General features: G+C 41.2%; 12 protein-coding genes. All 12 read left to right on the forward strand.

What is annotated here, in order from left to right:
* Positions 1 to 371: 371 nt before the first annotated feature.
* The 12 genes from TQ39_RS07370 (at position 372) to TQ39_RS07435 (ending at position 14,815) form a co-directional block, all read left to right on the forward strand.
* Positions 372 to 1,289, forward strand: a complete 918-nt coding sequence (locus TQ39_RS07370) for a tyrosine-type recombinase/integrase (RefSeq protein WP_050005073.1) — start codon at positions 372 to 374, stop codon at positions 1,287 to 1,289.
* Positions 1,290 to 1,359: 70 nt separating this feature from the next.
* The gene (locus tag TQ39_RS07375; RefSeq protein WP_050005074.1) at positions 1,360 to 1,731 is read left to right on the forward strand and encodes a BRO-N domain-containing protein; all 372 of its coding nucleotides are present in this window, start codon (positions 1,360 to 1,362) and stop codon (positions 1,729 to 1,731) included.
* 7 nt (positions 1,732 to 1,738) lie between these two features.
* Entirely contained in the window at positions 1,739 to 1,951 is a 213-nt protein-coding gene (locus TQ39_RS07380; protein ID WP_050005075.1) for a BRO family protein, read from the forward strand.
* Positions 1,952 to 1,980: 29 nt separating this feature from the next.
* Entirely contained in the window at positions 1,981 to 2,787 is an 807-nt protein-coding gene (locus TQ39_RS07385; RefSeq protein ID WP_050005076.1) for a BRO family protein, read from the forward strand.
* Between the two features lie 641 nt (positions 2,788 to 3,428).
* Positions 3,429 to 4,292 carry a hypothetical protein gene (locus TQ39_RS07390; RefSeq protein WP_050005077.1) on the forward strand — a complete coding sequence of 288 codons (864 nt, stop codon included), beginning with the start codon at positions 3,429 to 3,431 and terminating at the stop codon, positions 4,290 to 4,292.
* A gap of 471 nt (positions 4,293 to 4,763) precedes the next feature.
* Entirely contained in the window at positions 4,764 to 5,924 is a 1,161-nt protein-coding gene (locus TQ39_RS07400) for a cysteine desulfurase family protein (RefSeq protein WP_069955708.1), read from the forward strand.
* Positions 5,925 to 6,041: 117 nt separating this feature from the next.
* Positions 6,042 to 8,885 (forward strand): hypothetical protein, encoded by a 2,844-nt coding sequence (locus TQ39_RS07405; RefSeq protein WP_156146220.1) that lies wholly within the window; start codon positions 6,042 to 6,044, stop codon positions 8,883 to 8,885.
* 420 nt (positions 8,886 to 9,305) lie between these two features.
* Entirely contained in the window at positions 9,306 to 9,500 is a 195-nt protein-coding gene (locus TQ39_RS07415; protein ID WP_009323298.1) for a hypothetical protein, read from the forward strand.
* 11 nt (positions 9,501 to 9,511) lie between these two features.
* Entirely contained in the window at positions 9,512 to 10,498 is a 987-nt protein-coding gene (locus TQ39_RS07420; protein ID WP_050005081.1) for a metallophosphoesterase, read from the forward strand.
* 276 nt (positions 10,499 to 10,774) lie between these two features.
* Positions 10,775 to 11,524: a hypothetical protein gene (locus TQ39_RS07425; protein ID WP_156146222.1), complete on the forward strand. Its 750-nt coding sequence runs from the start codon at positions 10,775 to 10,777 to the stop codon at positions 11,522 to 11,524.
* Complete coding sequence (locus tag TQ39_RS07430) at positions 11,514 to 13,379, forward strand: terminase large subunit domain-containing protein (protein ID WP_082052169.1); 1,866 nt, start codon at positions 11,514 to 11,516, stop codon at positions 13,377 to 13,379. The genes TQ39_RS07425 and TQ39_RS07430 overlap by 11 nt, the downstream gene beginning before the upstream one ends.
* On the forward strand, positions 13,280 to 14,815 hold the full coding sequence (locus tag TQ39_RS07435; RefSeq protein WP_156146224.1) for a hypothetical protein: 1,536 nt from the start codon (positions 13,280 to 13,282) through the stop codon (positions 14,813 to 14,815). Before TQ39_RS07430 ends, TQ39_RS07435 begins: the two co-directional genes overlap by 100 nt.
* Positions 14,816 to 14,828: the final 13 nt, after the last annotated feature.

A 14,828-nucleotide genomic window follows, 5' to 3' on the forward strand; every position in this document is an offset into this window, starting at 1 on the left:
AGTCTAAATTTTTTTATAGCCTCACCCATAACTCCGCTTCACTTCGCTCTCTTCCCCATCATCTGGACACCGGATCGGATGGTGCACGCAGCACCATTGCACCCCCACGCTCCACAGCTCTCCAAAAGCATTTTCAAGCCACTCTCAACTACCACTATTTTTTATTGAAATTTACAGTGTTTTGAAACACATTGCCTTCCAGCGACATCTTTTACTACTTCTACCCCATCGTTCCAAAAAAATATATGAATTTACTAGGAATTTAGGTGTACTTGGCCATGTTTTTCGATTTTCTTCAAAAAACTTTCACAGAAAGTATTGACTTTTTATTTGGCTCCGAGTATACTTAGGGCATCAAGGGAGGTTGAACAATGCCTGATAACACAGTAAGTCTAAAAAATAATGCTGAAAAATGTATCCTGATCGATGCCAGTTCTTTATTCCAGAATCGTTTGATGAACGCCCACTCTTTTGAACGCAAGCCGCGCACAGCAAAGCCCGCAGCTTCATCCACTTCCTCAAAGAAGTCTGCAGACCCGATCTATGACCCATATCTCATCAAGCAGATCTCCGAGTATCTTATCTCTGTCAATAAGCCATGGGCATACCGGCTCAATGCCATCTGGTGTCTCGGCATCACTACAGGCTGTCGCATCAGTGCGTTGGTGCGCAAGGGCAAGAAAGGGAAGGCAAGTGATCCAGATGATGATTACACGCCTTTGTTCATTAGGGACATCATGGACACTCCGGATACCTTCAAGGAACGCATTATTCTCCACGAACGCAAGGTAAAAAAAATGTTTGGCCCAATTCTCACAAAGATGGCTACAGACGCTATTTCTCTGTATCTTTCCAAGTGCCGCAAAGGCTTCTCGATGGACGAGCCTCTGTTTATAGGACAGAAAAGCAAGACAGAGGCTATTGAGGAAGGCACAGTAAATCGTGACTTTGCCAGAGTAAAAGCAGCGCTAAACATCCGTACGGCCTTTACCACGCACACTATGAGAAAAACATTTGCCCACTACGCAGCGCCTGTTATTTCGAAGCTTCGGCTTGAAGGAATCGTTTTTATCGATCCCCATACACTCGATATCATTCGTGTCAGCACATGCCATTACGACAACAGCCTGACAAAGCAATATGCTGGTTGGGATATCCCCACTTCTGACGCCGTTCGCAATGAGCTGTCCCGCTTCTACGAAAACCCAAGCATCATGCCGCAAGTTGAACGATTGTTGACTCTTGCTTCTCAGCATAAATCCCATTTGAATTTCTCAAGAGAGGATTGATATTTTACCATTATTTCCCATTTCCAATTATCAGCCAATATTCGCAAAGAAGTATTTGTCAAAGGCCCTGATGGGCAGAAAGGACATCAAACAGAAAATGAATCAAACACAAACAGCTATGCAGATTTTTGAGTACCAAGGGAATGAGGTCCGTACGATCCAACACGGAAACGAAGTATGGTGGGTATTGAGGGATGTATGCCGGGCGCTTAGTCTAAGCAATCCTGCTAAGGTTGCACAGCGTCTGGACGAGGATGAAAGGGATATAACTCTGAGTTACACCCCTGGTGGATACCAAGAAATAACCATCGTTAACGAACCAGGTCTATATTCTGTTATCCTACGTTCGGATAAACCGGAAGCAAAGACATTTAAACGTTGGGTGACGCATGAAGTTTTTCAAATTGTATTCGCCCTCAAATTTTTAGCTCTAGGGAGGTAACCAGAAAATGAAGCAAACAGCTATGCAGATTTTTACAAACCACACATTCGGCAGCATTCGTACCGTAGAAAGCGATGGCAAGATATTGTTCTGCGGATCGGATGTAGCCAAAGCACTGGGATATGCCAGACCGAACGAGGCTGTTGCCAAGCACTGTAAGGGTACGCTGAAACGGAGTATCCTCTCTTTTCCGATTTACGTCGTAATGGCAAAGCAATGATACATCAAATTTATTTGGGAGACAACTAAATGACAAGCAGCTTTACACTTGCACATACCGATATTTTTTATGATTCACCTGTAGATCTCTATGAGAACGAAGAACACGAAATCTTTATGACTGCATTGCAACTTTCAAATTGTTTGGAATATGAATCAAAAGCCAATTTCAAAAGATTTCTCAATCGTCATCAAAATCTGAGGAATGAAGAATTTTCACGTATTGAGCTGATTCCTATATGGAGTTCTCAATGGGATGACACTCTGACACCTCCTCACAATTCTCTGGTAATGCGTGACACCCGCGTATTCAGCGAAGATGGCATCTACGAAGTATGTATGTTATCGCGCAAACCAAAGGCACAGGAATTTCGTCGCCATATCCGGCAAATCCTGAAATCCTTACGGCGCGGGGAAATGCAGTTGGTTGCCACACAGCCTGTACAGGCATTAGCCTTACAGGCACAGCTCACAGCAATGATGAACAGCATCTCAGAATTAAAGGCCGAATTGAAACATCAATCGTCATCGCTACAGCGAATTGTAGGCGCTGTGTGTACATATCACTCGTCTCCGTGGAAAACTACCGTATATAGGCGCGTTAAAGCACTTGCTGAAGAAATCAATTGTACTGACAACAAACAAATATTCGCCAACATATACAACTCCATGAGAGATACATACGGAAAGGACCTGAATACGTATGCTGATATCTACGCACAGCATCATCCCGGAGACAAAAGGCTGAATGGCATTGATGCGGTAGACGCATTCGAAGAATTGCAACCATTGTTTGATACACTGCTCAATAACTATGTGAACCTGTTTGTTAATTAAACTGTTGGCTCCGCCACTGTTACATGTATTCTCGCACGATTGTTGTGCACACGATTCAAGGGCGGCGTCAGCCGCCCGCGGCCGAGCGAAGCGAAGGCCGCCTAGGGAAGAGGGGTTGTAAGGGGAGAAACCGTGAGTGAATGAGCGCAGCGAATGAACGATAGGTGTCTCCCCTTACCATAGGGACCTACTAACTGATTGATTGCTCTGATCGTATTACCGCAGTCCTATCGAATGCTCCTATCGCATGATTGTTTTCAGATTGTTTTCCGCTTCATTTCCCTGCTTCGATTTTCGTCCGTTTTCCATTTTCTCTTTTTCGCGATATTGGGAGACCGGTTTTTCGAATATTTAATATTTATATTAAATATGAGAAAAACCGGTTAGGGTTTTCAGTTCTTATTCTTATAAAGAGTTCTTATTCTTCTGTATCGCCTAACTCAACCGAAATTTTTCCCATCTTTTTAGTACCGCGCTATAGTCTAAAAAAACAGAGAAAATCTCCCTTTTGAGTTTCGTGGTTTTTTTGAGACGAAACAGGAAAAAACGTATCCTTTTTTGGAGTATAGCAATTTGAGCTTTTTGATTATAAAAAAGCGGAAGAAATCACCGTTATTTTATTATTTGGAGGAACTACAAATTTGGATAATTTTGTAAAAATCGACACCGAGCTTTTCGAGAAAGGATTACACCGGTATAGCAGTATTTCAACAACAAAAGAAGATTTAAAAACGCTAAAGAACAACTTGGCGATTCTTATGACGATAAAATATTTCAAATATGCTAATGCTCCATACTATGCTTTTTCCCATGAGGATCTATGCAAATCACTTGGTTTGTCTATAATCTCTAATGATAGTCCGGCAATTGTAAGAAAGCATTTCAGGCACTTCTTGGGTTCTTCATTTTCCGGATACAAATTTGAAGTCATACTATATCGAAAACGCTTCGATAGCCTTATCTGCGTAGAAGAAAAGGAGACATTTAATGGTAAAAAGTTTGGCAGAATTTTCTTTTCTGAATTCGAAAAAATCATGAGGATTGATTATCCCAGCAAGCCATTACTCCTTTGGGCATTTGCTTTTATTGCTTCGCAAATTTTCAAGCGAAGCCCTGATGATGACCCCTCTATCTTTCCAGAAGCCTATGATGTCACCTACGAAGAAATTGCAGAACAATGCGGTGTATCCAAAATGACTGCCATCAAATTGATGTCTCTCCTTGAGGAAAATCAGCTTCTATGCGTCTACCACTCCAATACCGCTACTCGTTTTGGAGATCAATTTTTTAAAATTCCTAACATCTATGCACGGTTTGGACAAGAACAGGAGCTTAAATACAAACTGGAGCAACTGGATTCCAGAAAGGAAAAAAGAAAACTCAGAAAGGGCTCTAAGGACAACGCTGCCAAGGATAATAGTAAACCAAATACCAGCACCAATGATGAAGACGACCCTTGGGATGATGACGATGACAAGGTTTGGGGTACTCCGCAGCCGGCGTGAGCCTCTCTTGACTGGTTGTTCCGCGCCGCGCATGCTCTGGCGTCGATTCTATGGCTGTTGCACGGCGTTTTATAGCGGAAGGCATAAAATCCTTACTTATTGCTTCAAAGGTAAAAATTCACTTAAATTTTAGGAGGAAACACATATACATGACACTTTACACGAATTCAAAGCCCAGCGTAGAAGAACAGGAGACTCATTTGTACATTGATTCCCGTGAAACATGGTTCGCTGACACCACAATCAGAAAAGACATGACAAAGTTTAAGAAACAGGGTTGGGAGATCGTAGACGTTACTTGCCTAACTGGTACTGACTCCGTTGTTGGGATGCGCTTTCGCGCCCCTCGACGCGCACTTACCATTGGTAAGGCAGTAAGAAACAGACCCGCGCTGACGGATGAACAACGCCGCGCAGCTGCTGAGCGCATGGCAGCTTGTAGGCGCATGAAGGACACGGAGGTTCGTAAGGTTGTATAAAAATTCACTCATATATTTTGACAACGCCGCAACGACTCCCCTCTCCCCTACAGCGCTCAGCGCAATGAAACCGTGGCTTACAAGTGAATATGGAAATCCGTCATCATTGTATAGCGCCGGGCGCAAGGCCAAAGAAGCACTTGAGTGTGCACGTGCAATGATAGCTCGCACCATAAATGCAGAACCTGATGAAATCTTTTTTACGAGCGGCGGCACCGAGGCAGATAACTGGGCGATCGATATGATCGGTACTCATGGCGATATAATCACAAGCGGCATTGAGCATCACGCTATTTTAAATGCGGCGCATAATCGACTTGAACGAGATGTAAAAGCGCTTAAATTAATGACAGATCGCCACGGATATATTGTTCCACCAAATGAATCCGCAACGCGATCGCTAGTCTTGCAAAACAAGCCTGTAATGTGCTCTTTTATGTTTGTAAACAACGAGATTGGTACCGTTCAAGATCTTCGTAAACTTTTTAAATCCTTTAATGGATGCGGTCTAATTTACCACACGGACGCAGTTCAGGCGGTTGGGCACATCCAAGTGGATGTAAAGAAGCTTGGGGTAGATATGCTCTCAATGAGCGCTCACAAATTCAATGGCCCGCGCGGTATTGGTGCGCTGTACGTCCGTAATGGAGTGCCAATGTATCCCATGATTTGTGGAGGCGGACAGGAACGAAAGATGCGAGCTGGAACTGAGAATGTTGCAGGAGCTGTTGGGATGGCTGTTGCTTTGGACGAAGCCGTTCGATTTATGGACGAACGTATGGCACACACAGACTCTTTGAAGCACAGATTCGTTGATGCGTGCACAAAAAACAATATTCGATTTGCCACAACGTTGGATGATCCATTTTCAAACAATACAGGCATTTTAAGTATGCGTTTCCCTGAAGTCGAGGCGGAATCCTTATTGCTTCTGCTTGATTCTTTTGGGATATGTGTCTCTACTGGCAGCGCATGCGATTCAAAGTCGGTTAACATTTCTCATGTCCTTTCCGCAATTGGATTATCCGACACAGATGCCCGCTCCACCATCCGCTTTAGCTTTGGCCATCAAAACACTTTTGAAGAAGTTGATTACGCTGTGGATTCATTGGCGAAGTGTATCGACATGATACGCAGTGTTAATACTGTATAATGTGCAGCACAGACAGGTGGTGAGGTTTTGATCAAGGGACTTGTTGTGTGCGTATTGTATTTGTACACGGTTTTAGTGATAGCGAGATTTTGTGCTATTAACGATCGAAATTATTGATTGGAGGTCACAGAAATAAGCAAAGAAAAATTCAATGGAGTGTACATTCTTGGTATAGACGCGAAAGACATTTATTTAAGCAATCATTACTTGAATACTCCTGACAAAACAGGATATCGCATTAGAGGAACGAACGGTACAATTTCCACAAGAAAGTTCGTTAATACTCTTGATTACTCTCTTGATCTTATTAAACTTCGCGAGATTTATGAAAAAGTTTATCGCAGAATCAATTTTGGTTGGAATGTCGGCGATAAAGAGTATACGCAGTATGTTATCAACGTCACGTTTAAATATTCCGTAAAAGCCTATAATCGAATCCGAAAAGGCCTATACATAAAGAACGGCTGGAGTCCGCATGAAATAGCCTTAACAGATTGCGCAGATGTACGTAATGGAGAGCTTGTTGCTATACAAATCGACGCCGATGTTGATGAACCAATTTGCGATGATTTGCTCGGCAATTATTTCTGGTTTTGTGACGGCCAATATCATGTAAAACAAAATGTAAAAACAGAGGTTGGCGTTGCAGCCTTGCGCAAGGATCTTTATGAAAACGGCTTCTACTGCGATGGGATTCATTATGTGCGCTTTAAAAGGTCATCCGGATCGAGCCGTGTTGGCAAATGTCTGTTTATTGACGAAAAGCTTTACAGAGGGATGGATAAATGGGCACACTGTGGAATCAAAATTAAAGATGGACAGGAAATTGACCTGGCCGCTTGGGAGGCATACATTGCACTTACCACAAGCAGCATTATCGACACAATAGAAATCAACCCTGAAAATATCCTTGTAATCAATGATTTTGAAAGTGTGTTCTCGGATGATGTCATAGCGACACGAATCGATGATAACGGACGATTGATCTCGAAACCGGAACAAGTCGAAATTAAGAATTCAATTTGGGATGGGCAATCATTGCTCGATTCAGAACTTTTTACCGGATATGATCGCTATGGTATGTTGCTTTTGCGCAACCGCTTCTTTAAGAGCGCCTGTTTTAATACAAACATCCAGTGGTTCTTCCGCCAAAAAGGAATTACGTCTGTCAGTCAATTGAACGGATATACAATTGCCAAACGGATCGAAGACATCAAATTGATTACTACACCTAGCAGTATTAAATACTTGAAGTTCGGTTCTCTTCAACAATGGCTCGATAATCTGGACCCGATTTTCGGAATTGTTAAGCATGAAAAGCCAACGCACTATTTTGATGGACGTTTGGTACAAACACATTATCAATTGATCAACTCTCTCCAGCTCACATACGAAGAAATGGAGGAATTTCTAAAGCCATCAATTGATTATATCCATCTTTTAAACACAGAACCTGCAGTGATTAGAAATCATATCAGGTACCCAAGTAAAGATGACTGGCACCTGCCTATGACAGCTTTGGAAAGCAAAAACGATATCGTTTACAAACTGCTCGGTTTAAACGAACGTTTTTGTGAAACAAAATTATATTCAGAGTTCAGAAGAGATTTGGTAAGGTCTTTTGTGAAGAATTTAAAATGTGGGCACGTTCTTGTAAACGGAAATTATTCCACATTGCTGGGTAATCCTCTTGAAATGCTTTATAATGCTATCGGAAGTTGGAACGGAGAAAGTATGCTTGGGATTGGGAATGTTTGTTCAACGCGCTTTTGCGATGGGCAAGAGCTGCTTGGGTCTCGCAGTCCGCATGTTACAATGGGAAACATATTGCTCACCAAAAATGTTCGCAATGAAGAAATTTATAAATATTTCAACCTGTCTGACGAAGTAATTGCCATAAACTCAATTAATGAAAACATTCTATCAAAACTGAATGGGTCGGATTTCGATAGTGATACTATGCTTGTCACTGATGATAAAGTTCTGATAGAAGCGGCAAGAAGAAATTACAATAAATTTCTTGTCCCAACTAGCCTGATATCGTCTAAGAAAACCAAGCGTCAATATACTAATTCCGAAAAAGCAGATTTGGATGTTAAAACTGCGGTTAATAAGATTGGCGAAATAATTAATTTGTCGCAGGAGATAAATACATTGATCTGGGACATGCTGAACTCTGGCACTGCGTTTGATGAAATTCTTCCGCTATATTGTGATGTCGCACAACTTGATGTAATGAGCGGTATCGAGATTGATCGCGCAAAAAAAGAATTTGTTGTTGATAATACGCTTGAGTTGAAATATCTCAAAGAAAAGTATAACCGACGCGATGACAATGGACGCTTGATCAAGCCAAACTTTTTCGGTCACATTTCTCGTCAAAAAGGATACTACAATCCACAAAAGAAGAACTATCAAAGGCATAACACTGCGATGGATTATCTGCAGGCAGTTATCGCTACACACTGCAAGCGGTTTAGAAGCGCTGATTTACTAATGCCATTTTCGTATATTCTGAATGATTACCAGTACATACCAAGAATGATAAATTGGAATCAGGTTAATAGAATTATTCGATTGGTACGTGAAACCAAAAGCGATATCTCTTCTATATGGGCTGCTTATATGGAGCACTGTCAATGTAGCGAAAACAGTTCTTTGTCAACTACAGATGAAGAATACACGATTACCAAGAAACGAGTTGATGAGGCTCGGCAGAAGTGTATTGATTACATTGCTGAGATAAAATTAAATTATTCAACCGTTTATTATTTACTTAAATTGTTGGACGAGAAAGCATACAGAGATATTTCCTATACTATGTTTTCGATTTTGTTCGGGGTCCCCAACAAATCATTCTTTAGGGCAATCCGTAAGAGTAGTGAACCCGTTAAAGAACTGATGCCAAACAAATCCGGCTCAATTGAAATATATGGCTTGCGATATTCAAAAGTATACTGATCGTGAGGCTCGGAGTTTTCCGGGCCTCATTTTTTTACAATTTTAGGCCATTTTTTTATGCATAGGTTTTTATAAACCCGCATTGCAGCAAGGTTTGTTGGCATTTCTATAACGACTTAATATGGTAGGGATACGATAATTGTGTTCTTACACATCACTTCGGTTTTTTCCAAAGGCCGAAAATAATAACAAAGGAAGAAGATATTTGATTTCAATCAACAAAGACGAGGCTCTATATCTGGCCAAACTATTTCCGCCAAAGAAAGTTCGCGATATGTACACTGGTGATTTACACATTGAAAGAATGGTGCGTCGCACTAAGAATCATTTCTTGTGCACTGAAATTAGTGCTGTCACGAACGCACTAAAAAAATACCGTGGGCTTAATGTTACACAAACAGAAAAGGTAAGGTAGTCAAATTGGCAAGTAAAGTAAATAAAAAATTCGGACTTGATATCACCGGCACTATTGATCTTGATTCTCTCGACAAGGAGCACGACGTACTTTTTGAGGTTGAAGGTCTTTCTGAACCGGTAAGTTTGGCTGAACTCGCAGATGAGTTCAATGGTAAGGAAGTCAAGCTTAGCATCGCATTTACAGACCAACTTGGCTAATGGTGAATCCAATGTACAACAATCGACGCTACGAACACGAAAGTTTTGATGAATATTTCGTGCGTATTGGTGATGCGGCAAGAAGACACGAGATCACATGGATCGAGGCCGCAGACTATTTAAATGCTGCAAGCGGTGAATGCCTTGGTGAATGCGCATATCGAAAAAAGTATAAAGCGTTCTATGCCGGCATGCTGTTTGAGCGTGACCATCGTGTAAAAAACATCAACACGCGCATTCTTTCCATATCGGACTTGCACATTCCATTTCATAAACCAACTTCTGTATTTGATAAATATGCTGGCCGCGTGGACATTCTTCAGTTAAATGGTGACATAATTGATTGCCAGGCACTATCGAGATTCCCCAAGGTATATCGTAAAAGTCCAATGGAAGAAATCTTGATTGCTCGCGAATATATTATCGAATTGATAGAACGTATTGAGCCGCGCAAGGTCGTTGTAAATTATGGCAATCACGATCTTCGATTTCAAAATTATCTGGCCAAAAATCTTGATTCAGACATTCTTGAGCTGATGCCCAAGACAGCTCTCGAGCTTATTTTAATTGATGGTTTTAACCATTACAACAAAGAACTGCATACCAAAGTGCATTATGATGCATTACGTGACGTATTCGATGGATCGGTTGAGATCGTGTACAACGATGCCTGGTACTCTGTGATTGGCGATGTGATCTTTTGCCACCCACTTGCCTATTCATCCGGCATGATGGCAACAAGCGAAAAAGCACGTAGATTCTTTAAGGACGAAGGATACGAATTCGGTTGTCTTGTTATGGCACATACACACCATACTGGTAGCTATGATGTTGGAGATATCGTGATGTATGAGCAAGGCGCTGCGTGTGAAACATCAAAACAGAATTACTCTGATGGTAAGCTTTTCCGGTCCCAGAAGGAAGGCTTTATTTTTTTATGTCTGGACATGGATGGGAAATTAATCCAGAACGCAACTGAATTAGTGAAGCTAAATTAAGAAATTCAATTGAACATATGGGGGGTGATTGCCATGGCCGTTATAAGCAGCACTCCCGATAGGATAACACCGTTAAAAAATGATATCCGTAGTCCTAGATGCACTACATGTGGCAAAACATTCACAAAACAAACTGGCAATTTTCCAGCATCGCAAAGTCCGATATACGCCTGCAACAATCATTTTTTGCCTGTTTGTAAAACATGCATTGATAAGCTTTACGAACATTATTGTGCTGTGCTTGGGAACGATGAGGATGCAATTCGGCGCATATGTATGAAATTTGATATTTATTATAGCAAGGCGCTTGCTGAATCGTCACGTAAAATTGCTGTAGACAGAAGCCGTGTTCATACATATATATCGCGCGCAAACCTTTCACAATTTAGAGGAAAAACTTACGACACAACAATTGATGAAGAATCCAGACAAGTAATTGAATCAGTAGAAGAGGTAAAGGAAAGCGGTGTAAAAATTTTACAACGCACTGTAAAATTCTTTGGCGTAGGTTTTTCTGAAGATGAGTACAAATTTCTTCAGGATCAGTATGATGATTGGACGGCACGGCATGAATGTCAGACAAAATCTCAGGAAGAAATCTTTAAAGCAATTTGCATTGCGCAGCTTAATATACAGCGTGCCAACATTTCCGGCGATCAAAAAAAGCTGGATACATCTATGAAATTATTTCAGGATTTGCTCGGCGCGGCTAAGATAAAGCCAAATCAAATCAAGGGCGATGTCATTAGCGATCAGCAAACATTTGGTACGTTGATTCAAAAATGGGAAACTGAGAAACCGATCCCAGAGCCAGATCCTGAATTTGCAGACGTTGACAATATCCGAAAGTATATTGGCACATTCTTCTTTGGGCATCTCTGTAAAATGATTGGTATTAAGAATTCATATTCTGAAGAATACGAAAAATATTTAAAGCAATACAGTGCTACGAAACCTGAGTTTTCAGATGATGCCGTAAACGAGGACATCTTCAATAAATTAACTGGTGATGCCGATGGCCAGTAAACGACTATCTCAGGAGGAAATTGCGAATCAAAAAGCTGAACGCATCATGAATGGCGTGGCGACTTGGTGTTCTTATTATAGGGCCAACCCACATCGTTTCTGTAAAGACTATTTAGGATTGAACCTAAAGTTGTTTCAGAAAATTTTGATTTTCATGATGAACATTTCAGATGCGTTTATGTTCATCGCTGCTCGTGGCCTTGGCAAAACATATCTTACAGCGATTTATTGTTGTGTGCGTGCCATTCTATATCCTGGCACAATTATTTGTATTGCTTCCGGTGCTCGCTCACAGGCAGTTGGAGTGCTTGAGAAAATAACGAACTTGTTAATGCCCGATTCTGGCAACCTAAGATTCGAGATTGAGACCTCGGTTATCAACCAACAGATGGCATTTATCAAATTCAAAAATTCGTCGATGATAAAAGTTGTAACTGCAGCAGATAGCGCGCGCGGCAACCGCGCACATATTATTATCGTTGATGAATTTCGGCTTGTATCTCGCGAAGTGATCGATAAGGTTTTGAAAAAATTTCTTACCGCACGCCGGCATCCAAAATTTCTTGACAAGCCCGAATACAAAAATCTTCCCAAGGAAGAAAACAAACAGATTTATATGAGTTCCGCGTGGTATAAAAGCCATTGGTCTTATGACAAGCTTCGAGCATTTTCCGCAAACATGCTTGATGATACAAAGCAGTACTTTGCGTGCGGTTTTCCCTATCAACTTTCTGTTAAGGAAGATCTTCTTAGCCTTCGGTCTGTAGAGGACGATATGTCCGAGTCTGACTTCAATGAGCTTAGTTTTGAAATGGAAATGGGCGCTATATGGCTTGGAGATAGCGAAGGCTCCCTGTTCTCGTTCGATGATATTAACCAGAACCGTGAACTTACATATCCATTTTATCCCAAACGTGTAGCAAGCCTTTTGTCAGATAAAAAACTACAACTTCCTGCGAAGAAAAAGGGAGAAATCAGAATTATAACTGCGGACATAGCCTTGATGAAAAGCACAAAACACGATAACGATGCGACTGCTATTTTCGTTACGCAAGCATTGCCAACCAGTGGCAACAAGTATTTAGTAAACGTTGTATATACGGAAAATCTTGAAGGCGGTATCACAAGCGAACAGGCTCTTATGGTACGCAGGTACTATGAGGAGTTCCAATGTGATTATATTGGCATCGATACGTCAGGTGTTGGTCTTGGTGTGTATGACACGCTAATTTCAGATATTTATGATCCGTTGACAGGTGTTACATATTCCCCACTTTCCTGCTGCAATAGTGCCGAAATGGCTGATAGATGTCCAGATCCAGCTGCGCCGAAAGTAATATGGAGTATTAAGGGCAATGCACAATTCAACTCAGACTGTGCAATTACTTTGCGCGAAGGTCTGCGCCAAGAACGAATCAAACTCCTTATCCAAGAGCAAAATTGCGACGAAGTGTTGCATACAGTTCGCGGATATGATTCGCTTGATTTTATAGACAAACTTCAATTCAAGCTGCCTTATATTAACACATCTTTGTTAGTAAATGAGCTTGTGAATCTACAGTATGAGACCAAAAACAATGTCGTACGTGTATTTGAGAAAACAGGTTTCCGAAAAGATAGATATTCGAGTCTCAGCTACAATTACTGGATAATTAAGCAACTTGAACTAAAACTGAACAGGCCTAAGCATGAGCTGGATTTCAAATCCGGATATTTTGTTTTAGGCGACCAAAATAAAATAGGGGGTGATGTTGTATGGCCGAGAGTAATGCGGCATCGCCCAAGAGACGTGGCAGGTCTCCTGCTAGAAAGAATACTGCTGCTGAGGTCAGCAAAAGTTTCTCAGTGGATATGAATAAGCTATGGCGAACTAACTTCAGAGCCCTTGAAAAACTTATATGGCGCGATTTAAACAACAACCCGAAGTCGCAGACATTTTATAAATATACAAAAGATAATATTGTCGAGTATCTAAAAGATCCGCAAAAGAATGAAAAACAACTCCGGAACGCTGTAATCTACATGTACGGCGCAAGCTCGCATTTTCGAAGACTCATTCAATATTTTGTTGGCCTTTCTGATCTGTCGTATTTCATTTTACCTTGTGGAATTGACGCATCGTCTGCCAAAGGAGATTTGCGAAAAAAATTTCTGAAGGCAAGCGATTATGTTTCCAAGTTTGATATTAAACGGCAGTGTAAAGATATTTTGACAGTATGTTTGCGCGAGGATGTTTACTACTGTACTGCACGAGAAATCGGAAACAAAATCACATTTCAGCAGCTGCCATCCGATTACTGCAAAATCTCATCGATGTCAGATAATGTTTGTAACGTCACTTTTGATTTCTCATATTTTGATGCCGACCAAGCACTTATTGACTATTATTCGCCTGAATTCTCCACAAAATATGCAGCATATCAAAAAGACCGGACGCAACGGTACCAAGATTTAGAGCCTCCATTTTCCTTTGCGATTAAATGCAATACAGAGATCTTGAATTATGCGATGCCGCCATTTGCAGGTGTGTTACGCAATTTATACGATATTTCAGATTATGAAGATCTAAAGTTGACAAAAACCGAACTTGAAAACTATGCTCTGCTTGTTATGAAGTTGGGAATCGACAAGGACGGCAACTGGTTGATGGATTATCAAAAAGCAGTTGAATTTTGGCAGAATCTTGATCAGGTAATGCCAGAAGAAATCGGCTCTGTTTTAAGTCCAATGGACATCGAAAAAATCAGTTTTGATAGAGCCGGAGGTACAAACGACACCGATAAAGTAAGTGATTCTGAAAACCATCTATGGTCAGCGGCAGGCGTTTCAAGCCTATTGTTCAATAACACCAAAGCATCAAGTGCTGCTTTGCTGCTCTCAATTAAGTCTGACCAAGCCATTACATTTTCAATTGTACAGAGCATTGAACTTGCATTGAATCGGATTTTTCAAAATCAGGCCGTTGGAAAATCGTTTAGAATTTCTTTTCTCGATATTAGCCCGTACAATCGCCAAGAAATGGCAAAGCAATATCTTGATGCAGCCAGATACGGATTTCCAACAATATCAATGTACTGTGCGTCAATTGGAATGCTGCCATGCGAAGTTGAAAGTCTTGCTTTCTTGGAGTCGGATGCTCTTAGTCTTCATGATAAATTGATTCCGCTACAAAGTTCGAATACTATGTCATCCTCTTCTTCAGGACGTCCAACCAACCAGTCTAAGGGTGAAGGATTGGATGATTCTGGTGAGCAAACTGCAGATAGCGATCAAAACGCTAGTCGCATTTAAGGGGGGGGGGACT

This window comes from Ruthenibacterium lactatiformans (assembly GCF_000949455.1).
Taxonomy (GTDB): domain Bacteria; phylum Bacillota; class Clostridia; order Oscillospirales; family Ruminococcaceae; genus Ruthenibacterium; species Ruthenibacterium lactatiformans.